Origin of the sequence: Mycobacteroides franklinii, assembly GCF_002013895.1 — a bacterium.
GTDB lineage: Bacteria > Actinomycetota > Actinomycetes > Mycobacteriales > Mycobacteriaceae > Mycobacterium > Mycobacterium franklinii.
Genome location: NZ_MAFQ01000004.1, coordinates 129,592 through 153,519 on the forward strand (window position 1 = coordinate 129,592; position 23,928 = coordinate 153,519).

Annotated in this window: 23 protein-coding genes and 1 riboswitch; of the genes, 10 read left to right on the forward strand and 13 right to left on the reverse strand. The window is 65.0% G+C overall.

What is annotated here, in order from left to right; genetic code table 11:
* The first annotated feature begins 6 nt into the window (after positions 1 to 6).
* Complete coding sequence (thiD, locus tag B4393_RS06525; RefSeq protein ID WP_109558425.1) at positions 7 to 840, forward strand: bifunctional hydroxymethylpyrimidine kinase/phosphomethylpyrimidine kinase; 834 nt, start codon at positions 7 to 9, stop codon at positions 838 to 840.
* 31 nt (positions 841 to 871) lie between these two features.
* Complete coding sequence (locus B4393_RS06530; RefSeq protein ID WP_078333439.1) at positions 872 to 1,507, forward strand: alpha/beta hydrolase family protein; 636 nt, start codon at positions 872 to 874, stop codon at positions 1,505 to 1,507.
* A 13-nt stretch (positions 1,508 to 1,520) separates the two neighbouring features.
* Here B4393_RS06530 and B4393_RS06535 read toward each other — a convergent pair whose 3' ends face one another.
* Together B4393_RS06535 and B4393_RS06540 are read right to left on the reverse strand one after the other, a co-directional pair.
* Positions 1,521 to 2,138, reverse strand: a complete 618-nt coding sequence (locus tag B4393_RS06535) for a TetR family transcriptional regulator (RefSeq protein ID WP_070938220.1) — start codon at positions 2,136 to 2,138, stop codon at positions 1,521 to 1,523.
* 105 nt (positions 2,139 to 2,243) lie between these two features.
* A complete protein-coding gene (locus B4393_RS06540; protein WP_078333511.1) occupies positions 2,244 to 3,761 on the reverse strand; it encodes a PucR family transcriptional regulator in 1,518 nt (505 codons plus the stop codon).
* Positions 3,762 to 3,919: 158 nt separating this feature from the next.
* Between B4393_RS06540 and B4393_RS06545 the strand changes: the two genes are divergently transcribed.
* The 6 genes from B4393_RS06545 to B4393_RS06570 all read left to right on the forward strand — a co-directional run bounded on the left by B4393_RS06545 (position 3,920) and on the right by B4393_RS06570 (position 12,745).
* On the forward strand, positions 3,920 to 5,350 hold the full coding sequence (locus B4393_RS06545; protein WP_078333440.1) for an aminobutyraldehyde dehydrogenase: 1,431 nt from the start codon (positions 3,920 to 3,922) through the stop codon (positions 5,348 to 5,350).
* A complete protein-coding gene (locus B4393_RS06550) occupies positions 5,350 to 7,326 on the forward strand; it encodes a primary-amine oxidase (RefSeq protein ID WP_078333441.1) in 1,977 nt (658 codons plus the stop codon). The genes B4393_RS06545 and B4393_RS06550 overlap by 1 nt, the downstream gene beginning before the upstream one ends.
* A gap of 2 nt (positions 7,327 to 7,328) precedes the next feature.
* Positions 7,329 to 8,219 (forward strand): universal stress protein, encoded by an 891-nt coding sequence (locus B4393_RS06555; protein WP_078333442.1) that lies wholly within the window; start codon positions 7,329 to 7,331, stop codon positions 8,217 to 8,219.
* Positions 8,212 to 9,753: an APC family permease gene (locus tag B4393_RS06560; RefSeq protein ID WP_078333443.1), complete on the forward strand. Its 1,542-nt coding sequence runs from the start codon at positions 8,212 to 8,214 to the stop codon at positions 9,751 to 9,753. Before B4393_RS06555 ends, B4393_RS06560 begins: the two co-directional genes overlap by 8 nt.
* 191 nt (positions 9,754 to 9,944) lie before the next feature.
* Positions 9,945 to 11,294 carry a 4-aminobutyrate--2-oxoglutarate transaminase gene (gabT, locus tag B4393_RS06565; protein WP_078333444.1) on the forward strand — a complete coding sequence of 450 codons (1,350 nt, stop codon included), beginning with the start codon at positions 9,945 to 9,947 and terminating at the stop codon, positions 11,292 to 11,294.
* On the forward strand, positions 11,291 to 12,745 hold the full coding sequence (locus B4393_RS06570) for an NAD-dependent succinate-semialdehyde dehydrogenase (RefSeq protein ID WP_078333445.1): 1,455 nt from the start codon (positions 11,291 to 11,293) through the stop codon (positions 12,743 to 12,745). The genes gabT and B4393_RS06570 overlap by 4 nt, the downstream gene beginning before the upstream one ends.
* A 119-nt stretch (positions 12,746 to 12,864) precedes the next feature.
* Here B4393_RS06570 and B4393_RS06575 read toward each other — a convergent pair whose 3' ends face one another.
* Complete coding sequence (locus B4393_RS06575; protein ID WP_078333446.1) at positions 12,865 to 13,815, reverse strand: TauD/TfdA dioxygenase family protein; 951 nt, start codon at positions 13,813 to 13,815, stop codon at positions 12,865 to 12,867.
* A 95-nt stretch (positions 13,816 to 13,910) separates the two neighbouring features.
* Between B4393_RS06575 and B4393_RS06580 the strand changes: the two genes are divergently transcribed.
* The gene (locus tag B4393_RS06580; RefSeq protein ID WP_078333447.1) at positions 13,911 to 14,627 is read left to right on the forward strand and encodes an NUDIX hydrolase; all 717 of its coding nucleotides are present in this window, start codon (positions 13,911 to 13,913) and stop codon (positions 14,625 to 14,627) included.
* A 2-nt stretch (positions 14,628 to 14,629) separates the two neighbouring features.
* Here B4393_RS06580 and B4393_RS06585 read toward each other — a convergent pair whose 3' ends face one another.
* The 8 genes from B4393_RS06585 to thiO all read right to left on the reverse strand — a co-directional run bounded on the left by B4393_RS06585 (position 14,630) and on the right by thiO (position 22,065).
* A complete protein-coding gene (locus B4393_RS06585) occupies positions 14,630 to 15,025 on the reverse strand; it encodes a hypothetical protein (protein ID WP_078333512.1) in 396 nt (131 codons plus the stop codon).
* Positions 15,026 to 15,063: 38 nt separating this feature from the next.
* Positions 15,064 to 16,566, reverse strand: a complete 1,503-nt coding sequence (locus tag B4393_RS06590; protein ID WP_078333448.1) for a M28 family metallopeptidase — start codon at positions 16,564 to 16,566, stop codon at positions 15,064 to 15,066.
* 165 nt (positions 16,567 to 16,731) lie between these two features.
* Positions 16,732 to 18,231, reverse strand: a complete 1,500-nt coding sequence (locus B4393_RS06595; protein WP_078333449.1) for a M28 family metallopeptidase — start codon at positions 18,229 to 18,231, stop codon at positions 16,732 to 16,734.
* Positions 18,232 to 18,251: 20 nt separating this feature from the next.
* A complete protein-coding gene (locus tag B4393_RS06600) occupies positions 18,252 to 19,004 on the reverse strand; it encodes an ABC transporter (protein ID WP_078333450.1) in 753 nt (250 codons plus the stop codon).
* Positions 19,004 to 19,978, reverse strand: a complete 975-nt coding sequence (locus B4393_RS06605) for an ABC transporter ATP-binding protein (RefSeq protein WP_078333451.1) — start codon at positions 19,976 to 19,978, stop codon at positions 19,004 to 19,006. Before B4393_RS06605 ends, B4393_RS06600 begins: the two co-directional genes overlap by 1 nt.
* Positions 19,979 to 19,995: 17 nt before the next feature.
* Positions 19,996 to 20,784 carry a thiazole synthase gene (gene thiG, locus B4393_RS06610; RefSeq protein WP_078333513.1) on the reverse strand — a complete coding sequence of 263 codons (789 nt, stop codon included), beginning with the start codon at positions 20,782 to 20,784 and terminating at the stop codon, positions 19,996 to 19,998.
* Between the two features lie 13 nt (positions 20,785 to 20,797).
* Positions 20,798 to 20,995: a sulfur carrier protein ThiS gene (gene thiS / locus B4393_RS06615; RefSeq protein WP_078333452.1), complete on the reverse strand. Its 198-nt coding sequence runs from the start codon at positions 20,993 to 20,995 to the stop codon at positions 20,798 to 20,800.
* Positions 20,992 to 22,065, reverse strand: coding sequence for a glycine oxidase ThiO (thiO, locus tag B4393_RS06620; RefSeq protein WP_078333514.1), 1,074 nt, complete (start codon positions 22,063 to 22,065; stop codon positions 20,992 to 20,994). The genes thiS and thiO overlap by 4 nt, the downstream gene beginning before the upstream one ends.
* Positions 22,065 to 22,180, reverse strand: a riboswitch (TPP riboswitch). Its footprint overlaps the gene before it by 1 nt.
* A 24-nt stretch (positions 22,181 to 22,204) precedes the next feature.
* Between thiO and thiE the strand changes: the two genes are divergently transcribed.
* Positions 22,205 to 22,876 (forward strand): thiamine phosphate synthase, encoded by a 672-nt coding sequence (thiE, locus tag B4393_RS06625; protein WP_070938206.1) that lies wholly within the window; start codon positions 22,205 to 22,207, stop codon positions 22,874 to 22,876.
* 50 nt (positions 22,877 to 22,926) lie between these two features.
* Here the strand turns inward: thiE and B4393_RS06630 are convergent, their stop codons facing one another.
* Together B4393_RS06630 and B4393_RS06635 are read right to left on the reverse strand one after the other, a co-directional pair.
* Positions 22,927 to 23,298 (reverse strand): hypothetical protein, encoded by a 372-nt coding sequence (locus B4393_RS06630; RefSeq protein WP_078333453.1) that lies wholly within the window; start codon positions 23,296 to 23,298, stop codon positions 22,927 to 22,929.
* A gap of 9 nt (positions 23,299 to 23,307) precedes the next feature.
* The gene (locus tag B4393_RS06635; RefSeq protein WP_078333515.1) at positions 23,308 to 23,856 is read right to left on the reverse strand and encodes an NUDIX domain-containing protein; all 549 of its coding nucleotides are present in this window, start codon (positions 23,854 to 23,856) and stop codon (positions 23,308 to 23,310) included.
* Positions 23,857 to 23,928: the final 72 nt, after the last annotated feature.

A 23,928-nucleotide genomic window follows, 5' to 3' on the forward strand; every position in this document is an offset into this window, starting at 1 on the left:
CAGAGCATGAGTTCCATGTTCCTACCCCTCCCGGAGCCGGGCGCTACTCCGGTTCGGGCGATGACCATCGCCGGGTCCGACTCCGGGGGCGGGGCAGGTATTCAAGCCGATATGCGCACCATGGCACTGCTCGGCGTGCACGGGTGCGTGGCGTTGACCGCGGTGACGATACAGAACTCGCTGGGTGTCAAGGGTTTCCACGAAATCCCGCCGGCGGTGGTGGCCGCGCAAATGGAAGTAGTCATCACCGACATCGGCATCCAGGCAGCCAAGACCGGGATGCTGGCCTCGGCTCCGATCATCGAGGCCATCGCCGAGACGTGGCGCGAGGTGGCTGCGGATGTCCCGTTGGTGGTCGATCCCGTGTGCGCCTCCATGCATGGCGACCCACTGCTACACCCCAGCGCGCTCGATGCCCTACGTACCCAACTGTTTCCGCTGGCAACGCTCGTCACTCCGAATCTGGACGAGGTGCGGCTGCTCGTGGACGTCGACGTCGTCGACGAGGAGTCACAGCGGGAGGCGGCGCGAAAATTGCACGCCCTCGGCCCGCAATGGGCCCTGGTGAAGGGTGGGCACCTGCGGTCCAGTGACACCAGCACCGACCTTCTCTTCGACGGCACCGAGTTCCACTACTTTCCCGTCGAACGCGTGGACACCGGACACGACCACGGTGCCGGGGATACCCTCGCGGCATCCATCAGTTGCGCTCTGGCACATGGGCACTCCGTCACCGAAGCCGTCGCCTTCGGAAAACGGTGGATTACCGAGTGCCTCAAGGCCGCCTATCCTCTGGGTCAGGGGCATGGGCCGGTATCGGCCCTGTTCAGGCTGCGATGAGCGCCCGCGCGACGAGCCTTAGGCTGAGTGCGTGAGCACCGAGGAACTTCCGGATATCGCCGGAATCGCCCACCACCCCGACGGGCATCCTCGTGGTGCTGTGGTGCTCACCCACGGTGCCGGCGGCAGTTGTCACTCCCCCATGCTGCGCCTGCTGTGCACGACATGGGCAGAGCGCGGTTGGCTGGCGATTCGGTTCGATATGCCCTTCCGACGCAATCGGCCGAGCGGTCCGCCCTCGGCCTCGTCGGCCGACAAGGACCGTGCGGGTATCGCCGAGGTGATCACCATGGCTCGCGCCATGGTGGATGGCCCGCTGCTGGCGGGCGGTCATTCGTACGGTGGACGTCAAACCTCAATGCTGGTCGCGGAAAAGGGGCCGATCGTCGACGTGCTGACCCTGTTCTCCTACCCACTGCATCCGCCCGGTAAACCCGACCGGCTGCGCATCGACCATCTCCCCGACATCCAGGTTCCGACGGTGTTCACCCACGGCACGTCGGATGCCTTCGGCACCATCGCCGAACTCAAGGAAGCGTCGTTGCTCATTCCCGGCGGCGCGACGATCGTCGAGATCAGCGGTGCACGCCATGACCTGGGTTCCAAGACCATCGACGTCCCCGCGCTCGCCATCGACGCGGCACTGACGGCATTGGCATCGAGCTAACGCTGCCCGACGCTCATCCCACCGCGCGCCAGTCGCGCATCAACAGCCGGGCTGCCCGGCGCAGATCGTCCTCGGCCTGCGCCACGGTGAGGCCACCGTTGAGGCACACCTGAATACAACCGAACCACTGATGTACCAGCAGCCTGATCACAGCCTCATCCTCATCGGTCGGATCGGACAACCCGGCCACCTCGGATATCAGCTCATGGAACCGCTTCTCGATCTGCATCAGATCCGGCACCTCGGCCAGCGAGGCCGAATTCGAGGACCGGATCATCGCGATCGCCAGCATGCGCCGCCGCGTCAGCCCGCGTAGCGCCCGCACCAAGGCCTCGGCCACTCGGTCCGCCGGTGCTTGCCGCTCGCCGTCAGGGAGCGAAGGCATGCGGCCGACAAGCCGTTCGGATTCGCGCACCAGCGCCGAGACGAACAGATGGCGCTTTGTCGGGAAGTACCGGTACAACGTGCCGATGGCAACGTTGGCGTACTTGGCGACATCGTGCATCTGAACGTGGTCGAGCTCGCGTGTCATGGCGAGTTCTTCGGCCGCGTCGAGCATGCGCTTGTACTGCTCATGTTGGCGCCTGGTCGACGGCATGGCGGCTGGCCGCACCGGTGACGCTTCAACCATGGCGCTCACGATCTATTCACCTGCATAAATAACCCCGAAACTGGAACCTGTTCTAATAAGGTAGCACTACTGAGACCCGACGCGATGCGATTTCGCGGACCCGATTCAGTTGCCGACGCCGGGCGTTCCCGCCAGCATCGCCAGCAGCAGCTCGGCGCGCACACGCGCGATATCGAGATCACAAGCCAGCAGCGACTGGGCAGTCTCGATCCGTTTCCGCAGCGTATGGCGGTGCACAGCCATAGCGGCGGCCGCCGATTCCCAATGGCCGTTGGCTTCCAGATAAGCCCGTAGCGATGCCATCAGTTCGGTGCCGTGGGCGGCATCGTGCTCGGCGACGGGCGCCAGCGTCGCGTTGGCGACGGCGACCAGCACCTCGCGACTGGCACCGAAGGACAGTAGTGCGCTCCCCGCGAGCGAGGTGAGTTCCAGCGGCATCCCGCCGCGTTCGGCCACCGATGCGGCAAGCCTCGCGTTCTGCACCGCGTCGACGAGCCGACCCACCGGGTGCGCTCCGCTCAAGCCTGCCCGCAGACCCTTCTTACTGCGCCCGTCCACTTCGCCGAACAATCGGCATGCAAAGTCGGCAGTCTCGAACCCCGGCAGCACGACGGTCAGCTGGGCTTCGGCGGTATGCGCGAAAACCGGATAGCCCGCCGACTCCATGGTCCGGGTGATCGAGGCCAGCGCCCGCACCAGTGCCGCCTGCGATTCGGCGTCCACCACCAACACCCGGATGCGCCCACGTCCGTCGGCGGCTTGTGCCAACTGCGCCCACACGGGGTCCAGGTTCTGGCCGTCGCCGAGCAGCAATCCCAGGGCCTGCCCATTCAACTGCCGTTGTGCCTCCTGCAGCCGCAACGGCTTGTCAAAGTCCAAGGCCAACAAGGAATTTGCATGTCCCAGCAGAACCTGGTCCACAAAGGTCAGGGGCGTCCTGCTGACGACGGCCAACACTCCGTACGACGTCCCGCCCACGCCGATCGTCTGTTGCGAGACAGTGATTCCCGGGTCCAGCTGGTGCGAGCCCGCCGCCGCACCCGGTGTCAACGCACCGCGCACCAGATTGACCGTCGCGACATCCAGATTGCGCGGATGACTTGCGATTACCGTGCCCCCGGAGTCCAGCACCACGACATTGGCACGCAAGGAGCGTCCCAGTTCCGCGGTGACCGCTTGTACACCGCCGTTGACGATCGCTCGGGTGATCCGCGGTTGAGCCCGCGATGCGCGCAACACCGCGTCGTATTCCAATTCGGCGATGCGAGTGCTTACCGTCTTGACCACCGCGGCAAACGGGGTGCGCAGCGGCACCTCCACGACCGGCATGCCCAGCTCGTCGGCGGACGCCACCAACTCCGGCGGCACCTCGTCGAACGTCAACCCGGTGCCGAATCCCAATGCCGCGACGTTATTTTCGTCGAGAGCCTGCAGATAGCGCCGTCGCTCGCGAGCGCTCGTGGGCAGCCCGATGCCCGTGGTGAGCACCAGCTCTCCGCCGGATAGCCACGGCGCCGGATCGGCAAGTTCGGTGGTCAGCGCCAGGTTGATCTCGCGGCCCAAACCTGCGGCGCCACCCTTCAGGGTGAGTTTCAGGTCTGGCTGATCCAGCACCCAGCGCACGGGAACGGTCATTTCACAGGACTGTACAGAATGGTGAAAAATACCGCGAAGATTCCCGAAATTGTCAGATGATCGAGGATGTGCCTGAGCGCACACTGATTCTCTGCGTACTTTCTTGACGTGCTTAGACGGATCCCCTCGACAGATGGACGTGCGATATGCCGGACTCGGTACTCCAGAACTACATCGACGGCCGGTTCGTCGGCTCTTCATCATCGGAGACCATCGACCTGATCAACCCTGTCGACGGATCGGTGATGGGGCGCGCGCCTGTCTCCAACGCCGAGGACGTGAACGCCGCCGTGGCGGCCGCCGAACGCGCCTTCGTCACCTGGGGTAGGTCCACACCGAGCGTCCGGCAACAGGCCCTGCTCAAACTCGCCGACGCCATCGAGGCGCACATGGACGAGATCGTCGATGCCCAGTGCCGCAACACCGGGCAGCCCAAGGCCGTCATCGCCGCCGAAGAGGTGGCCGTGAGCGCCGACCAGGTTCGGTTCTTCGCCGGTGCCGCACGAGTCGTCGAGGGCAAATCGGCAGGCGAGTACATGGAGGGGTTCACCTCCTATGTCCGGCGCGAGCCCATCGGGGTCGTCGGCCAGGTCACCCCGTGGAACTACCCCTTCATGATGGCGATCTGGAAGATCGGCCCCGCCCTGGCCGCCGGGAACACCATCGTGCTCAAGCCCAGCGACACCACCCCGGAGAGCACCCTGGTGCTGGCGCGGCTGACGAAGGGCATCCTGCCCGACGGAGTCTTCAATGTTGTTCTGGGCACCGCTGCCACCGGCTCGGAATTGGTGAGTCACCCTGCCATTGGCCTGGTTTCGATCACCGGGTCGGTGCGGGCCGGTATCGCCGTCGCCGCCTCGGCGGCCGAGCAACTCAAGCGCAGCCACCTCGAGCTCGGCGGCAAGGCACCGGCCGTGGTATTCGGCGACGTCGATATCGACAAGGCCGCCCTGGGTATCGCACAGGCCGCCTTCTTCAATGCCGGCCAGGACTGTACAGCCGCCACCCGGGTCATCGTGCATCAGTCCATTCACGACGACTTCGTGAACGCCCTCAACGCCGCGGCACAGACACTGCGGCCGGGGTTGCCCGACGATCCCGACAGCTTCTACGGGCCGATGAACAACGTCAACCACTTCACCGCCGTCACCAAGAAGCTCGAGAACCTGCCCGCACATGCCACCGTCGTCACCGGCGGAAAACGTTGGGGCAACAAGGGCTATTTCATCGAACCCACCATCGTCACCGGCGTCCGGCAGGATGACCCGATAGTCCAAGAAGAGACCTTCGGGCCGATCCTGACGGTCCAATCCTTCGATGACGCCGAGGAGGCGATTCGCCTGGCCAACGGTGTTCGTTACGCGCTGGCCTCCAGTGTCTGGACGAAGGACCATGCCACGGCCGAAACATTCACCCGCGAGCTGGATTTCGGATGCGTGTGGGTCAACTGTCATATCCCACTGGTCGCCGAGATGCCGCACGGCGGGTTCAAGTACTCCGGTTACGGCAAGGACCTTTCGGCCTACGGTGTAGAGGACTACACCCGGATCAAGCACGTGATGAGCGCGCACTCCTGATGAGTAACTCGTGTGAAGCACATTCGGGCCGGGTGGCGACCGACACCTTCCATCCCCTGGATCCCCTGACCGCGGAGGAATTCACTGCTGTCGCAGAGATTCTGGCGCAGACCCAGGACGTCGGGAAGAGCTGGCGATACACCTCCATCGAACTGTCCGAACCCTCCAAAGCGGAGATCGCCGCATTCGACACCAGTGGCACCCGGCCCGATCGCCGCGCGCTGGCCACCTGCCTGGACACCACGAAGAACGCCACCTACAAGGCTGTCGTCTCGCTGACCTCCGCTGAGGTGCTGTCCTGGAATCACATTCCCGGAGTGCAACCCAACTTCACCGTTGACGAGTGGGAAGAGGCCGATACGGCCCTTCGCGCGCATCCCGACGTGATCGCGGCACTGGCCAAACGCGGCATCACCGACATGGACCTGGTGTTCATGGACACCTGGACCTACGGCGACGCGGTCATGCCGGAGAAGTACAAGGGCAGGCGCCTCGGCTGGTCGGACACCTGGGTGCGTGCCACTGCGGGCGCCAATCCCTACGCGGGCCCCGTCAACGGATTCCACTGCATCATCGATATGAACAGCATGGAGCTGTTGGACATCGAGGACACGTTCACCGTCGAGCGGCCCGAGATGATGGGCGAATACGTGCCGCGGCACATACCGGAGCGCCTGCGCACACAGAGCACCCGCGAATCCCTACAGCCACTGCACATAACCCAACCCGACGGACCGTCCTTCACGATCGAAGGCAACAAACTCCAATGGCAGAACTGGTCGCTGCGGGTCGGCTTCAACTACCGCGAGGGCATGACCCTGCACGCGGTGACATACAACGACAACGGCCGGGTGCGGTCGGTCGCCAACCGCATGTCCTTCGCCGAGATGATGGTGCCTTACCGAGACCACTGCGAAGACCACTACCGCAGAACGGCTTTCGATATCGGCGAGTGGGGTATCGGGTTCATGACCACCTCACTGGAACTGGGCTGTGATTGCCTCGGTGAGATCCGGTACCTGGATGCCGTATTGCACAACAGCAAGGGCGAGCCGTACACCATCAAGAACGCGATCTGCATCCACGAAGAGGACAACGCCGTCCTGTGGAAACACGTCGACCATGATCACGGCGCCGAGGTGCGCCGGATGCGCCGGCTTACCGTGTCGTTCCATGTCACCGTCGCCAACTACGAGTACCTCACCTATTGGCGGTTCTACCAGGACGGAAACATCGAATGTGAGGTGCGCGCCACGGGAATCATGGTGGTGAGCAACTTCGATGAGGGCGCCACGCATCCGCACGGAACCCTCGTCGACCACCGCACCTATGCGCCGTACCACCAGCATTTCCTCGTCGCCAGGCTGGACCTGGACGTCGATGGCACCGAGAACACCGTGTACGCCAGCGAAACCGAGATCGAGCCCGTCGGCCCCAACAATCCTTACGGGCTTTCCCTGCGGCAACGCAACACCCCGCTGCGCACGGAATCGGAAGGCAAACAGGATTTCTGCTGGGAGACTCAGCGAGCCTGGAAGGTTGTCAACGACAACACTCGCAACGGCATCGGTACGCCACCGGCCTACAAGCTGGTGCCCGGCGCCGCCATCCCGTCCATGTTCGATCCCTCCTCACCGGTGTTAGCGCGCTGCCGTGCCATCGAGCACACGCTCTGGGTCACTCCCAACTCACCCGATGAGCGTTGGCCAGCAGGAGAATTCGTCACACAAAGCAAGGAAGACCACGGCCTGCCCGCCTGGACTGAGGGCAACCGATCCATCGAGAACACCGATGTGGTGCTCTGGTACGTGTTCGGCATCCATCACATCACCCGGCCCGAGGACTGGCCGATCATGCCCGTCGACACCGTGAACTTCTGGCTCAAACCGGTCGGATTCTTCGACCGCAACCCCTCGCTCGATGTCGCACCCAATCCGCCGAAGAGCTGTCACACACCCGGACACCAGGAGGCCTAGCCGTGAACGACGCCGCCACGAGGATTGCAGTTGCATACTTGGCCACCCCGGGCGGCGATGACGCGCTAGCAGTAGGCGCTCAGATCGCGCGCTCATTGGGAGCGCATCTGGATCTGTGCATGGTGCTGCCACTGGATCGCCCGATCCTGGCTCCCCTGCCACAACAAGAGCGCCAAGACATCCTGTCCCAGAACGCCACTCATTGGCTGAATCATGCCGAAGCGACGATTCCCGACGACCTCTCGGTGCAAACGCATATCAGCTTTCACGAGTCGATCGCCGAGGGACTCATCGCACAATGCGAGGCCCTGGGCGCCGCGGCCATCGTGGTGGGCGGTTCCGGTGGCGGTCTGGTGGGCAGCCTGTCACTGGGCTCCGTGGTCAATGAACTGGTGCACTCCTCCCCCATTCCGCTGGTGATTTCGCCGCGTGGCGCGCGATATCAGAAGAATCTGCGCATTCGAGAAGTCACCTGCGCCATGGGTACCCGGCCTGGCGCGCGGGTTCTGCTGGACACCGCATTGCGCGTCTGTAAGCGCGCCGAAACACCGCTGCGGCTGGTGTCTCTGGTGTCCTTCGACCCGATTCCCGGTGGCGACGACGATCAGTCGGCGCGTGAGCGTGCCACCATTCACGCACAACAATCCCTCGAAACCGCCAAATTGATACTGCCACCGGATATTCCGCTTACCTCGATTGTCGCCGAGGGACCTACGGTGGAGGCCGCGGTGAACAAACTCGACTGGCACGAAGGCGACATCATCATGGTGGGTTCCAGCCGCCTCGCGCAGCCGCGACGACTCTTCCTCGGGTCGACGGCCGCCAAGATGCTCCGCGTTCTGCAGGTCCCCATGGTCGTCATTCCCAAGGAAGAAGGGGGCGATAGTGACTGAGGATGTCGCGCGCGCCGAGCTGGAACATGCCGAGCAGTCCGAGGGACTTGTCTCAAAGGGTTTGGCAGCTGGCCGTATCGGAACGTTTACCGGCGCCATCCTCGGAATCTCCACGGTGGCACCCGGATACACGCTCACCGCCAGCATCGGACTGATCGTCGCGGCGGTCGGCCTGAAGATGCCCGCGATTCTCATCGCCGGATTCATCCCGATGTTCCTCACCGCCTACGCATACCGCGAGCTGAATTCGCGAGCTCCGGACTGCGGCGCCTCGTTTACCTGGTCCACCAAGGCATTCGGGCCCTATGTCGGCTGGATGTGCGGCTGGGGCATGGTCATCGCCACCATCATCGTGCTGTCCAACCTTGCATCCATCGGTGTGCAATACGGATATCAGTTTCTCGGCGCCGTCTTCCACAATCAGACACTCGGCGAACTCGCGAACGACAAGGCCGTCAACATCATCTCGACGGTGGCGCTACTGGCCATCGCCACCTACATCTCCAGCCGCGGCATCACCACGAGCGAGAAGGTGCAGTACGTCCTCGTCGGCTTCCAGATGATCGTGCTGGTGATCTTCGCCGTCGTCGCCATCGCGAAGGCGCCCAGCGCGGCCGGACATCTCGACTTCAATCTCGACTGGTTCAATCCGCTGACCGGACTGACCCTGAGCGCCTTTGTCATTGGTCTCATCGGTTCGATATTCGCGTTCTGGGGCTGGGACACCTGCCTAACGCTCGGCGAGGAATGCAAGGACCCGACCAAGGTGCCGGGGCGGGCCGGCTTGCTCTGTGTGCTGTCGATCTTGCTGACCTATCTGCTGGTGGCAGTCGCGGTCATGATGTTCGCCGGAGTGGGCGATACGGATCTGGGCCTGGCCAACGAGGCGAACAAGGACAACATCTTTGGTGCCCTGGCCAATCCGGTGTTAGGCAGCTGGTTCGGCCCACTGCTGCTGCTGGCGATATTCGCCTCCGCGGTGGCCAGCCTGCAGACCACTTCCCTTCCCGCCGCGCGCACCATGCTCGCCATGGGTACCTACGGCGCCTTTCCCAAGCGGTTCGCCAGCGTCAGCCCCCGCTTTCTCACCCCTACATTCAGCACCGTGGTGGCCGGTGCGGTCACGGCGGTCTTCTACACGGTCGTCAGCCTGCTCTCCGATCGCACGCTGCTGGATACCATTGCGGCCCTGGGCATCATGATCTGCTGGTATTACGGCATCACCGCATTCGCCTGCGTGTGGTACTTCCGCACGGAGCTGTTTCAGAACGCCCACAATGTGGTGTACAAATTCCTCTTTCCGCTCCTGGGCGGGCTGATGCTGGGGGCGGTGTTCGTGATCTCCATCCGCGAGAGCATGGACCCGGAGAAGACCGGCAGCGGCGCCTCGATCGGCGGCATCGGCCTGGTGTTCTACCTGGGCTTCGGCATTCTGGCCTTCGGGGCGGTGCTCATGATGATCATGCGCGTCAAGAGCCCGGACTTCTTCCTGGGACGCACCCTCACCCGGGACACCGCACCGCTGATGGAATGAGCGGCCCCGCGTCGACACGCCGTTTTTCGACGCAAGGCGCGAGAACAACTCGCAGAACGCGGCGTGTCGGCGCATGGGAGTGGCGCGCGCCAAAACGGCGCAGCGATGACCTGCTGATAGACAAATCGGCCATTCCCAGAAACACGCCGCAGCGGCAGACTGAGATCGCCGGACCGACGACAGGGAGCGCCATGACCGACATCACCTATCGCCTCGCTCAGAAGCGCAACATCGTCACGCCCCTGCCCGGGCCCCGATCCAGTGCGCTGGCCCAGCGCCGCCGCGCTGCGGTCGCCGCGGGCGTCGGCTCCACCGCGCCGGTCTACGCCGTCGACGCCGACGGCGGCGTGATCGTCGATGCCGACGGCAACTCCTTCATCGACCTCGGAGCGGGTATCGCGGTGACCACCGTCGGCGCCTCCCACCCCGCCGTCGCCGCAGCAATCGCCGACCAGGCAACGCATTTCACACATACCTGTTTCATGGTGACGCCCTACGAGGGATACGTGCAGGTCGCGGAGCTCCTCAACACCCTGACTCCCGGCGATCACGAGAAGCGCACCGCACTGTTCAACTCAGGTGCCGAAGCCGTCGAGAACGCCATCAAGGTGGCACGACTGGCCACCGGCCGCCCCGCGGTCGTCGCCTTCGACAACGCCTACCACGGCCGCACCAACCTGACGATGGCGCTGACCGCCAAGTCGATGCCCTACAAGTCGCAGTTCGGGCCCTTCGCGCCCGAGGTCTACCGGATGCCTGCCTCCTATCCGTTGCGTGACGAGGCGGGGTTGACCGGCGAGGAAGCAGCACGGCGGGCGATCTCCCGCATCGAGACCCAGATCGGTGCCCAATCGCTGGCCGCGATCATCATCGAACCCATCCAGGGCGAGGGCGGATTCATCGTGCCCGCACCCGGATTCCTCTCCACGCTCACCGCATGGGCCAAGGACAACGGCGTCGTCTTCATCGCCGATGAGGTGCAGACCGGATTCGCGCGCACAGGTGCCTGGTTCGCCTCCGAGCACGACGACATCGTTCCCGACATCGTCACCATGGCCAAGGGCATCGCCGGGGGCATGCCGCTATCGGCCGTCACCGGACGCGCCGAGCTGATGGACGCGGTGTATACCGGCGGCCTCGGCGGCACCTATGGCGGTAACCCGGTGACCTGCGCCGCCGCCATCGCCGCGCTGGGCGTCATGCGCGAGCTCGACCTGCCGGGCCGCGCGCGGGTCATCGAAACCTCGGTAGTGTCCCGGTTGAGCGCGCTTGCCGAGGAGGTCGACGTCATCGGCGAGGTACGCGGGCGCGGCGCCATGCTGGCCATCGAGATCGTCAAACCCGGCACTCTCGAACCCGACGCGGCCCTGACCAAAGCCATTGCCGCCGAGGCTCTCTCCCAAGGGGTGCTGATCCTCACCTGCGGAACCTTCGGCAATGTCATCCGCTTGCTGCCCCCGCTGGTCATCGGGGACGATCTACTGGACGAGGGCATCACCGTCCTCACCGACATCATTCGCGAGAAGGCGAGCCACCAGTGAGCGACCACTCAACACTGATCGACGCCGTCCCCACCGACCTGTGGATCGGGGGCAAGCAGGTCCCCTCGTCGAGCGGCGCCCGGTTCCCCGTGCACAACCCGGCCACCGGTGCCATCCTGACCACCGTGGCAGACGCCACCACGGCAGACGGTGCCACCGCACTCGATGAGGCCGTCGCCGTGCAACGGTCCTGGGCGGCCACCGCACCACGCGAGCGAGCCGAAATCCTCCGGCGGGCCTGGGAATTGGTGATGGCGCGGCGAGATGATTTCGCACTGGCGATGACCCTGGAAATGGGTAAACCGCTGGCCGAGAGCCACGGCGAAGTTGCCTACGGCGGGGAGTTCCTGCGCTGGTTCGCCGAGGAGGCCGTGCGCATCAACGGCCGGTACACCTCGTCACCGACCGGTTCCGGGCGGATCCTGGTCACCAAGCAGCCCATCGGCCCGACGCTGGCCATCACCCCGTGGAACTTTCCCCTGGCCATGGGCACCCGCAAGATCGGCCCGGCCCTGGCCGCCGGCTGCACGATGATCGTCAAACCCGCCGCCGAAACGCCGCTCACCATGCTGCTGCTGGGCCAAGTGTTCGCCGATGCCGGGCTGCCCGCGGGCGTGCTGTCGATCCTGCCCACCACCAACGCCTCCGCATTGACCGGCCCGCTGATCGACGACTCCCGACTGCGCAAGCTGACCTTCACCGGCTCCACCGGTGTCGGCAAGATCCTGCTGTCTCAGTGCGCCACAAGGGTATTGCGCTCATCGATGGAGCTCGGCGGCAACGCACCGTTCGTGGTGTTCGACGATGCCGACATCGATGCGGCCGTCGACGGCGCCATGGCGGCCAAGATGCGCAACATCGGCGAGGCATGCACCGCGGCCAACCGCTTCCACGTCGACAACGCGGTGCGCGCCGAATTCACCGAGAAACTCACCGCACGCATGAGTGCACTCACCATTGGCCCCGGCGACGAGAGCGGCGTGCAGGTGGGCCCGCTGATCACCGCCAAGCAACGGGCCTCGGTGGACGAGTTGGTGCAGGACGCCGTCAGCAAGGGCGCCGTCATCACCACCGGTGGGGCGATCGCGGAAGGTGAGGGTTACTTCTACCCGCCGACGGTGCTCACCGATGTGCCTTCCGATGCAAGAATTCTGCGCGAAGAGGTGTTTGGCCCCGTCGCCGCGATCACCGCGTTCGACGGCGAGGACGCGGGAGTCGCCGCCGCCAACGACACCGAGTTCGGGCTGGCCGCCTACGTGTACACCACCAATCTGGATCGCGCACTGCGGGTTTCGGAGGCAGTGGAGTCTGGGATGGTCGGCGTGAACCGCGGAGTGATCTCCGATGTGGCCGCACCGTTCGGGGGGATCAAGGAATCGGGTATCGGACGGGAAGCCGGTAGCGAGGGCATCGAGGAATACCTCGAAACGAAATACATCGCACTGCCCTAGATCGAGGATCGCGCAATGCGCACCGAGTGGTCTTCGAGGCGCTGTCCGCGATGGCGGCACGCCGCCGCGACACAGCCGGTGCCAACGCCTGGCCGCCGTTCCCGCCAAGCCCGCTGAGCTCAGGCGGCGAACAGCTCCAGCCGCTGCGCCAGCTCGATACCCGAGTAGTGACTGGCATCGCCGTGGAGAACCTGGCTCCGCTCACCATGGACATCGGCCGGCACATCCCCTGCCAACGTCACCCGATGCAGCTCACGCTGTTGGTCACCGAAATCGGCGATTCCGTAGTGCTGGGTGGCCCGATTGTCCCAGACGGCCACGTCGCCCAACCGCCAGTTCCATCGGAAGGTGTTTTCCAGCTTGGTGATACGCGCCTGCAGCAGCTGGAAGAGCGCGGTGAACTCGGCGCCCTGCAATCCCCGGAAACTCTTGACGAATTGCCCGAGCAGCAGGCTGCGCTCACCGGTCTCCGGATGCACGCGCACCACCGGGTGCAGTGTTTCGTACAGCGAGCTGGTGAACTCGCTGTAGTACGCGGCGCGACGCTCGGCGCTCACCCCACCCGATGCCCCGGACGACGCGTAGTCGTACACGTTGGTGTGCGTGGCCCACAGATCCTCGACAAGAGAGCGCAACGGCTTCGGCAGCTGGTCGTACGCGGCGACGGTCGACGCCCACGTGGTGGCACCCCCATAGGACGGCAGCGTCACCGGCCGCAACACCGATGCCTTCGGGATGCGGTCGACGAAGGTGACATCGGTGTGCCAGCCATTGGCCGCCCCTTCGAGATTCAGCAGCTCGGTACCGTGGGACCGCACCGTGGGATGTGGCAGCGTCGGCTCCCCGAGCAGACCGGCGAACCCGTACTGCGCGGCGTCGTCGAGGTGATGCTGCCCGGTGAACACCAACACCTTGTTGATGGCCAGCGCGACACGGATTGCCTCCACCCGTTCGGCCGGGACATCGGCACTGAGCTCAACGCCATCGACTCGAGCACCGATATGCTCGCCAAGTTTTTCCACACTGATTCCGGCGTCACGATAGATACGTCGTGTTTGGTCGTCGCTCATCACCGCATCACAACAATCCCGCCACGGTAAGCCCAGCTATAGAGCCACGTCGATTAGAAAGGGCCGCCGTCGACGGTGGCAGATATGGTCGAACGGTGATCGCCTACGACGAAGAGCTGCGGGACAAGGTACGCGAGCACCTGGCAGGCCACGAACGCAGAACCGTCGAGGATCCGGATAAACGCCGCGCCGCGGTCGCGGTCGTGCTGGTCGACTCGGAGCTGGGTGAGGACCGCATCGACCCGGCACCGCTGGACGAATGGATCGGCGGCCGGGAGATCCCCGGGCACGGACTGGACGGCAGGATGGTCGACGTCTCCGGCGGAGCGGCATTCTTGCTATGCCGCAGGGCCTCCCGGCTCAATTCACACGCCGCGCAATGGGCACTTCCCGGCGGCCGATTGGATCCGGGCGAGGACGCCACGCAGGCCGCGCTGCGTGAGCTGGACGAAGAGCTGGGGGTGGCACTGCCCGATTCAACGGTGCTCGGACTGCTCGATGACTACCCGACCCGTTCCGGATATGTGATCACTCCGGTGGTGGTCTGGGGCGGCGGCCGTCTAGAGCTGAACCCGTCTCCCGACGAGGTGGTTGCCGCCTATCGGGTCGGATTGCACCAGCTGCAACGCGAGGATTCACCGCGCTACGTCACGATTCCCGAAAGCCCACGGCCAGTGGTGCAGATCCCACTGGGCAATGACCTGATCCACGCCCCAACCGGAGCTGTTCTCCTGCAGGTGCGGTGGCTGTGTCTGGAAGGCCGCGGTGACCCCGTCGACGATCTGGAGCAACCGGTCTTCGCCTGGCGCTGACGTCAGGGGACGTCGACGCGCGCCAACAATGTCGGCGTCCCATAGGGCGCGCTCTGCTCCGCCACCCACCCCGGGTCCAGGTACACCGCATTGGATGCGATCACGTTGCCATCACGCAGGATCTCGCCGAGGTAGTTGCCACCCGGGTCGCTGAACAGGCTCACCGCCGCCTCGCGGGCGGTCATGGTGACGTCATGCTGCCACGGCACGAACGGATCCAGCCAGGTCTGTTTGACCGCCTTCTCTCCCTTACCGTTGCGGTACGAGATCGTCACTTGGCGATTGGATCCGGGATCCTGCAGGGTAACCCGGTAGGTCAGCTTCACCCCGGGATCTGCGGACGCCATCGGAGCAGCGGGCAACCCGATAACGACACCAGACACCAGCCCCACCAGCAAAGCGAGAATTCTTCTCATGCGCTGGCATGCTAGCTGCCCTAGCGCTCCAGCGGAGAGTGTCGGCGAACTTTGCGCTCCGGTACCCCGTTGGGCCCCGTGGTCGACAACGCATAGGTCCCGACCGCAAATGCCACCGCCGGACCGTTTATGCCCAGCGCGGTTTTCCCGACGTTCGCGAGGGTGTCCTTGGGACCGTGGTAGTTGGGGTCGAACGGCTGGCCCGCGTGTCCCTGCCAGGTCTTGGCTTCGGGGCCGCTCATCCTGTCCAGGGCACCCGAGCTGATACCCCCGACGGGGATGCCCGCGGACATGAAGGGCCCGTAATCGGATCTGCCGCTGAACTCCTCGGCCGCGGGACGCTTGCCGGCGAGATTCAGATATCCCGCGAAGGTGCGTTCAATGCCCGCCGATCCCTCGGGAACATCCAGCGGCGGCCGATTCGGATCCGGTTTGGTGGCCGACTGATCACCGTCGAGCACAAAATACCCGGCGTTGGGTGAACCGAGCATGTCGAAGTTCAAGTACAGCGCGATGTCGTTGAGCTCGTTGGCAGTGCGGTTCTTGGTGTACTCCAACGATCCCGCGAGCCCGTCTTCCTCAGCAGCCCAGAACGCGAATCTGACGGCGTTGTTGACCGTCGGCTTCGGCCCCAGCTGCAGTGCGGTCTCCAAGACCGCCGCCACCCCGGTGCCGTTGTCGTTGATGCCGGGCCCCTTCAACACACTGTCCAGATGAGCCCCGGCGAGCACCACGTTCGCGGGATCACCCGTTGCGGTCTGCGCGATGACGCTGCGCGAACGCACCTTCGCGACATTCATATCCAGCACCAGAGTCACCGGCGACGAATTGCGGCGCAGCAGGGTGTCGACTCCCGAATCGATGATCCCCACCGGAATAGAAAGCTGCTCATAGTAATTGGGGGTGAACAAACCTTCGCCCGCACCTGCTTGCATCGCCACCAGCACTGCCGCCGCACCCTTTTCCTTGGCGACGTTGTGCTTCTCGACCACCGAACAGCCGGTGCCGTCGACGACCACGATCTGGCCGTCGGCCTTGAGCGTGCCGTAATCGGCCGCGGCACAACCACTGGCCTTGCCCGACGGGCGGATGACGTTGGCCTTGAGCCCACCCTTGGGCGTCTGGGCGAAATAGGAGGCCTGATCCAGCGCGTAGGGGCGACCGCCGATGTCGACGAGCGGCTTGCCCTCGCTGAACACCTTGAGTCGGGACAGCTCCGGAGTCTGAACCTCGAACCCGCGATCTTTCAAGGTCTTTGTCACGTAGTCGGCGCTGGCGTCGTAACCCGGTGTGCCCTCGGCACGATTCCCGCCGTTCGCGTCGGCCACCTGCTGTAGCTGTTGCAGGTGGGTCATCATCGAATCGACTGTTACCGAACGGGCAAGATCGGCCGCAAGATTCGGGTTGGGCGCGGACACCGCACCGGCACCCGGTGCCGTCGGGTGCGCACAGCAGCTCGCTACCGCCGCGATCGCAATCAGGGAGCAAGCGCGCGCCAGCCCCCGGGCGCGAAATAACGCCATCAAACAAACCTCAATGGAACCTCTTTGGAACACCGGTGGACTTGTGCGAATCGAGCAATCGCACACGCTACCGCACCAGCGTTGATTCCCAAGGCCTTTCGGGGCGTTGCAACGAAGCTGTTACCGCAGCTTCGGCGGGCCGGAGCGAAACGCCCCGAAGATCTACTAGCTCTTCAGTTTGTGGCGGGTGCGATCCTCGTGCACGGGTACGCCATTGCGCCCGTCGATGCTCTGCGCGTACAGCCCTATCGTGTAGGCGACTCCACCCGCGTTGATCTTGAGCGCGTCCTTGTTCACGTTGGCCAGCGTGTCGCCCGCCTGGTGGTAGTTCGGATCGAACGGCTCACCCGCCTTACCGCCCCAGTCCTTCGCCTCCTCGGCCGACATCTTGTCTTCGGCACCGGAGAAAATGCCGCCGGTGGGAATGCCTGATCGGCTGAACGCGTCGTAGTCCGAGCGGCCGTCATAGCCGGTGTCATGGGCCTTCTTGCCCTGTTCGGCGAGGTAGGCGACCTCGGTCCGCTCGATGCCTGCCGACCCCTCGGGGATCCGCACCGGAGCCTCGTTCGGGTCCGGCTCGTCGGACTGGTCGCCGTCATAGGTGAGGTATGCGGCGTTCGGCGAACCGAGCATGTCGTAATTCAGGTACAGGGCAATGTTTTTCAATTCATCCACGTCGAGCGACTTGACGTAGTCGGTGGAGCCGATCAACCCTTCTTCCTCCGCACCCCAGAACGCAAACCGCACCGCGTTTTTGACATCCGGGTTCGGCCCCAGCTGCAACGCGGTCTCCAGCACCGCGGCCGTGCCGGAGCCGTTGTCGTTGATACCCGGCCCCTCGGGAACGCTGTCGAGGTGCGCGCCTGCCATCACGACATCCGTCGTGGCACCCGTCTTGGTCTGCGCGATCACATTGCGTGCCTTGACGTCCTTGGTCTCGGCATCGACATTGAGGACAACCTTGTCGGGGTGCGCCCGCAGGTCGGCCCCGATGGATTTCGTGACGCCCACCACCGGGATCTTCGGGCTGGAATCCTCGCCAAGGGTGCCGCCCACCGTGTTCTCATCAACACTGTCCGCGATGATCACGGCGGCCGCGCCGCGCTCGGCGGCCACCCTTTCCTTATCAGCGAACGGACACGAACCACGGTCGACCAGGACCACCGCCCCCTTGACGTCGAGCCCGTCGTAATCCTCGACCGTGCAACCGGGCGATTCCTCCACGCGGGCCGGAACGAGCCGTCCCTCGACACGACCACCCGGTGAGTACGACAGCACGCCGGCGTCCACCTTCTTGGATCCGACGGTCAGATCAAGAGACTTGGCCTGGAAGTACTTGAAGCTGAATTCGGGGATTTGCACATCAAATCCCTTGTCTTTCAGAGATTTTGCCACGTAATCGACGCTCTGTTCGAAACCGGGAGTGCCCGCCGCCCGGGTGTTGTTGTTCTTGTCGGCAATCTCCTGCAGCGCCGAGAGATGCTTCACGACATTGTCGACGGTGACCTTTTCATGCAGGGAGTGCGCGAAGCCGACGGCCTCCTGGGTTCCGGCCTGCGGCGCCGAGCGGGGCGCGTCTGCACCGTCCCGATCGCATGCCGTCACAGTCGCCAATGCACATGCCGCGGACACCGCGACCGCATACAGAACCCGATTGGTCGCCATCTGCTCTCCCTTGTCCCGACCTAAACGTCGCGTCGCTGCACGACGGCCAGTGCCGCAGCGAGCGTGATGACAACCACGGTAGCAAAGTAGACGAGGGATCCAGTGGTGCCCCAAACGAATCGGACGCCGTCCGAGGTGTACCACGGCACACCGGTAAACCGGATTCCATTCGCAAAGGGAAGGAAGGGCTGCAACGCCTTTCCTGCATCAGTGAGCCAGCCCAGCATCAATTCAAGGACCGTCGGCCACAACAGCAGTACCGCGACTGCACCCGCGGTGTGCTTCAGCAACACACCCACGGCCACCGCGAGCACCGCGCACAAGAACGCGTAGACGGTGACCGCACCGATCGTGTTCCATACACCGGCTCTGCCCAGCGCCAAGTTCGCACCGGCCACCGGACCTGCCATCGCCCGCACCAAAGCTATCGAGGTCAGCGCGGTGACCGCGGTGACGACGGCCACCCAGCACCCCGCCACCACCGCCTTGGCGCCGATAACCGTCAACCTGTTGGGCGTGGCCTGAAAGGTGGTTCGCACCATGGCGGTTCGATTCTCATTGGTCACCGTCATAGCGGCCAGGACCATGAGAAGCGGTACGCCGACAAGGGCCGCCCCGCCCGCGGCTTCGCCAGGAGAGATGAGCGTGTAGATGGACGCCGATCCGCCCTGCAGACCCGCCAATCCCACACCCAATGCCAGGGCCAGCAGGCTGCACCACAACGCAGACCGCGAGGTGCATACCTTGATCCGTTCCGCCGCGATGACACCCATCAGCGCACGCCCTCCTGGTCGGCCACTGCGCCTGCCACTCTTCCCGCAGGCGGATCATCGAGCTGGCTGCGGTACTGCACGGCATCATCGGTCAACGACAGGTACGCGTCCTCCAACGAAACTCGTTGCGGGGAAAGTTCGTACAACGTGACACCAAGACGCGCCGCAAGCTCGCCGACCTGTTCGATGAGGGCGCCGCTGATCTCAAGCACATCCTGCTCTCCAGTGTTTTCCGCACCCGCTACCGAAAAACCGCTCTCTTCCGCGGCGGAACGCAGGGTGCCGATCTGAGGGCTGCGCACTCGCACCACGTCGGCGCCGGCCCGGCTCACAAACTCGTGCATCGATGTCGCCGCAATCAACCGGCCGCGACCGATGACCACCAATTGGTCTGCCGTATTGGCCATTTCAGAGAGCAGATGACTCGACACCAGCACGGTGCGCCCCTGCGCCGCCAGACTCTGCATCAGCGTGCGAATCCAATGGATGCCCTCGGGGTCCAGGCCATTGACCGGCTCGTCGAACAACAGCACCTTGGGATCGCCCAGCAATGCGACCGCGATGCCCAGCCGCTGCGACATACCCAGAGAGAAGGTGCCGGCGTGACGATTCGCCACCTCGGTAAGCCCGACCATCTCCAACACTTCGTCCACGCGCTGGGTGGGAATGTCATTGGCGGCGGCGATCCACCGCAGGTGATTACGCGCCGAGCGGTTGGGATGAAACTGCTTGGGATCCAACAGCGCGCCGACCTCGCGCAGCGGATGGTCGATCTCGTGATACTGCTTGCCGCCGATCGTCGCCGTCCCCGACGTGGGGCGAGCCAGCCCGACGATCATCCGCAGCGTGGTCGACTTGCCCGCTCCGTTGGGCCCCAGGAACCCGGTCACCACACCCGGCTCGACGGTGACAGAGAGGTCGTCGACCGCCGGGGTCTGGCCATAGACCTTGGTCAGCGACCGCAGTTCGATCATGCGGCCCACTATGCCAGCTATTGCTCGGCGGGTCGGTCCGGCGCCGGGCTGGAGGCCTGCGCCCAGAAGCGCCGCGGTATGCGACCGGCGTGACGCGCGAGGTGACCGGCGGTCACCGCCGCCGCCATGGCAGCGGCCATGCGTTCGGGATCGGCGGCGCGGGTCACGGCCGTCGCAAGCAGCACGGCGTCGCAACCGAGTTCCATGGCCAACGCAGCGTCGCTGGCCGTGCCGATCCCAGCGTCCAGGATCACCGGAACTCCCGCGGTGGCCACAATCATCTCGATGTTATGTGTGTTGGTGATGCCCAAGCCCGTTCCGATGGGGGCCCCGAGGGGCATGACCGCCGCACATCCCACGTCTTCCAATCTGCGGGCCAGCACCGGATCGTCGGTCGTGTAGGGCAGTACCACGAAGCCGTCGTCAACGAGTTGCTCGGCCGCCCGCACCAACTCGACCGCGTCGGGCAGCAGCGTGCGTTCGTCGGCGATGACCTCCAGCTTGATCCAGTTGGTCTCCAGCGCTTCGCGAGCCAGGCGCGCCGTCATCACCGCTTCCGCGGAGCCTCGGCATCCCGCGGTGTTGGGCAGCGGCATGATGTCGAGCCGCTTGAGCAGATCCAGCACACCGGTGCCGCCCGCGGCGTCCACGCGGCGGATCGCGACGGTGGTCAGCTCCGTACCGGACGCCACCAACGCCCGTTCCAGAATCGAGAGATTCGCGGCACCCCCGGTGCCCATGATGAGCCGGGACCCGAAGGTTCGGCCCGCGATACAGAGCGGCTCATCCACCGTGCGTGTTCCCATGCTTGCCTGCGGGTTACCCACCCTGCACCGCCGTCACCACTTCAACCGTGGCACCGACGGAAACCGCGGTGTCCCAATCGGATTTGGGCACCACGGTGTGATTGATGGCCACCGCGATGCCGGACTCGGGGAAGCCCAGTTGCTCGAGCAGCTGCCAAATGTTGGCGCCGTCGGTGACCTCGCGCGCGTCACCGTTTACCTGAATGTTCATCGGACCTCCTGGCCGGGTCTACTCACACTGGGTGCCTTCTCAAACCGGCGGGGATCGACGGAGGAAGGCGACTCGCCACCGTCCAGGACTGCCCCGATCGTCTTGGCCGTCCACGGCGCAAGCAGGAAGCCCGATCGGCCATGTCCGGCGGCAACGAGAACGCGGTCGTCGAGTCTCCCCACGATCGGCAGGTTGTCGTCGGTCATCGGCCGCAGGCCCGCCGCGCATTCGGCGAATTCGTACTCGCCCAGACAGGGCAGCACAGCGCACGCGTCATCGAGCAGGTCCCGCACTCCCGCGACGGCGGGCGCGGTGTCGTGTCCGTGCTCGTACTGCGTGGCACCGACGACGACGCCGTCCTCCCGGGGCACCAGGTAGACGTGGCGTCCGTGCACCCGGGCGCGGATGACATTCGCCGGCGGCGGCATCGCGCCGGGTCGCCGTCGCAGCCGCAGCACCTCTCCCTTCACCGGACGAACCGGTAGATCCGCGAGTGCCGCCGCCTGCACCCCGTTGGCGATCACCACCTGATCAGCGGACACGTCATCGACCTGCGCAACCGAAGAGCCCCTACGCACACCGAGTGCCTCGCACTGTGCGGTGAGCACCTGCAGCACCTTGCGGTTGTCGACGGAGAGTTCCTCGGGTGCGGTGAACCCGCGGCGAATGTTCTGGGCCAGCAGCGGCTCGATATCGCGGGCGTTGGTGGTCTGGGCCACGCGATGCCCGCGCGCGGCCAGCCAATCCATCATGGTCCTCAGCTCACCGACGTCGGCGGTGTCCACGGCCACGGTCAGTGAACCCCGCGCGGTGATCACGGTGTTTTCCACGTCATCGATGAACGCGTCGCGCCAGATCCCGAGAGACTCGATTCCCAGGTCCAGCAGGTCGTCCTCACCCGGCCATGCCTCGCTGTACGGCGCGAGCATGCCACCGGCTACCCACGACGGGCCCTGTCGGCCATCGTCGTACAAGGTGACCTGCCACCCTGCCCGGGCGGCTTCCCGGGCCACGGACAGCCCGATGACTCCGCCGCCGATGACGGCGACCGAGCCTTTTGTAGACGACATCACAATCGGAGCCAACTCCCTTCGCCGGCATGACCCGGATCAGGTACGACGGTCAGGGCTGGAATCGTTGGCCCACTCTCAGCCCCGACATCCCGGGGCTCCCGCGTTAATTACCCCTACAACGCTAGCGTCTTCGACTATGCACTCGCGTTCGGCCCGGCTTGAAGCTGCTCACCTGTACCTCTGCACCGATGCACGCCGAGAACACGGCGACCTCGCCGAGTTTGTGGACGCCGCCCTCGCGGGCGGGGTGGACATCGTGCAGCTGCGCGATAAGGGATCGGCGGGTGAGCGGCAGTTCGGCAGGCTCGAACCCACCGAAGAACTCGAGTATCTGGCGGTTCTGGGCGAGGCCGCGGCACGGCATGGCGCACTGTTCGCCGTCAACGACCGCGCCGACATCGCCCGGGCGGCGGGCGCCGACGTCCTGCACCTGGGCCAAGACGACCTGCCGCTGGCCGTCGCCAGGGAGATCGTCGGACCGGATGTGCTGATAGGGCGCTCCACGCACGATGCCGAGCAGGCTGCCGCAGCCGCCGGTGACGACGAGATCGACTACTTCTGCTGCGGGCCGTGCTGGCCGACGCCCACGAAACCGGGCCGCACCGCGCCCGGTCTGGGCCTGATCCGAGCCGCGGCTGAACTCGGGACTTCTAAACCCTGGTTCGCGATCGGCGGCATCGACGAGGCGCGGGTGCCCGAGGTGGTCGCCGCCGGGGCGTCACGGATTGTCGTGGTGCGGGCGATCACCGCGGCGGTCGATCCCCGCGCCGCCGCCGCCACACTGCGCGAACTGGCTCACCGAGCGTGAAGCCATTGCGGAATTTCGGTCCAATTCCCCCGGTAGCTTCACGCTGGGCGTCAGGGCCAGAGCTGGGCCGGGGCGTCGGGGTACTTCGTCTTCCAGGCCGCCCACTGCACATCGGTGGGACCGATCGCGCTCTCCAGAATGGACCACTTGGGCCCGGTCTTCCTGAGTAGGCCCTGGTAGCGGGTCGGGTTGGCGCCGCCGGAGTCCTGCAACCGGCCGTCGATGAGCGCCCAGCCGTCGGCACTCTTGAACGTCTGTACATCGAGGTTGACGGGTTTACCCCGATCAGCCTCGATACGAGCGAGCGCCGCCGCGACCACCTCGTTGCGATCACCCGGCCCGCTCTCGGCTTTCTCCGAGCTACAGGCACCCACCAGCAGGCCGACGAGTACGGCCAACAGGACAAGGAGGCCTTTACGCATACGTGAACGCTACGGGAGTTGCCAGGCGAAACGCCCGGACTCGAGCTCGACAGTGCCCGCCCCGGCGAAGCCGTTCGATGCCCCTGGCAACGTTTCGACAACCCGCAGCAGCGGCCACGACGATTTGAACCCGGGATGAAGCCGCATGCCCTCGATCTTTTCCTCGGGCACCCACCGAAGCTCGGTGCTTTCGTGGTTGGCCGCCGTCGGGAGCAGCTCGGCGGCATCGGCGATCACCGTGGTGTACGTCCAATGCGCCTGCCCGTCAATGCGTTTGGTCACCACGGAGGAACGGATGATCGTCGCGCCCGGAACGATCCCGGCCTCCTCGGCAGCCTCGCGAAGCGCCGCCTCCTCCGCGGACTCGTGGCTGTCGCGGGCACCTCCGGGCAACGCCCACGTACCACCCTGGTGACTCCACCAGGCGCGATGTTGTAGCAGCACAGCGGGCTGGCCGTTCGTTAGCGGCGCACGCAGCAGCAACCCCGCCGCACCGAACCGACCCCAGAATCGTGCGCCCGTGTCAGCGACAACCCATCCGTCACCGTCGCCACGCACAGAGTCCACAGTAGAGCCACCGAAAGCTAAACATGCTCTTAGACTTCCTATTAAGGCCGGGAGAGGAAGGTA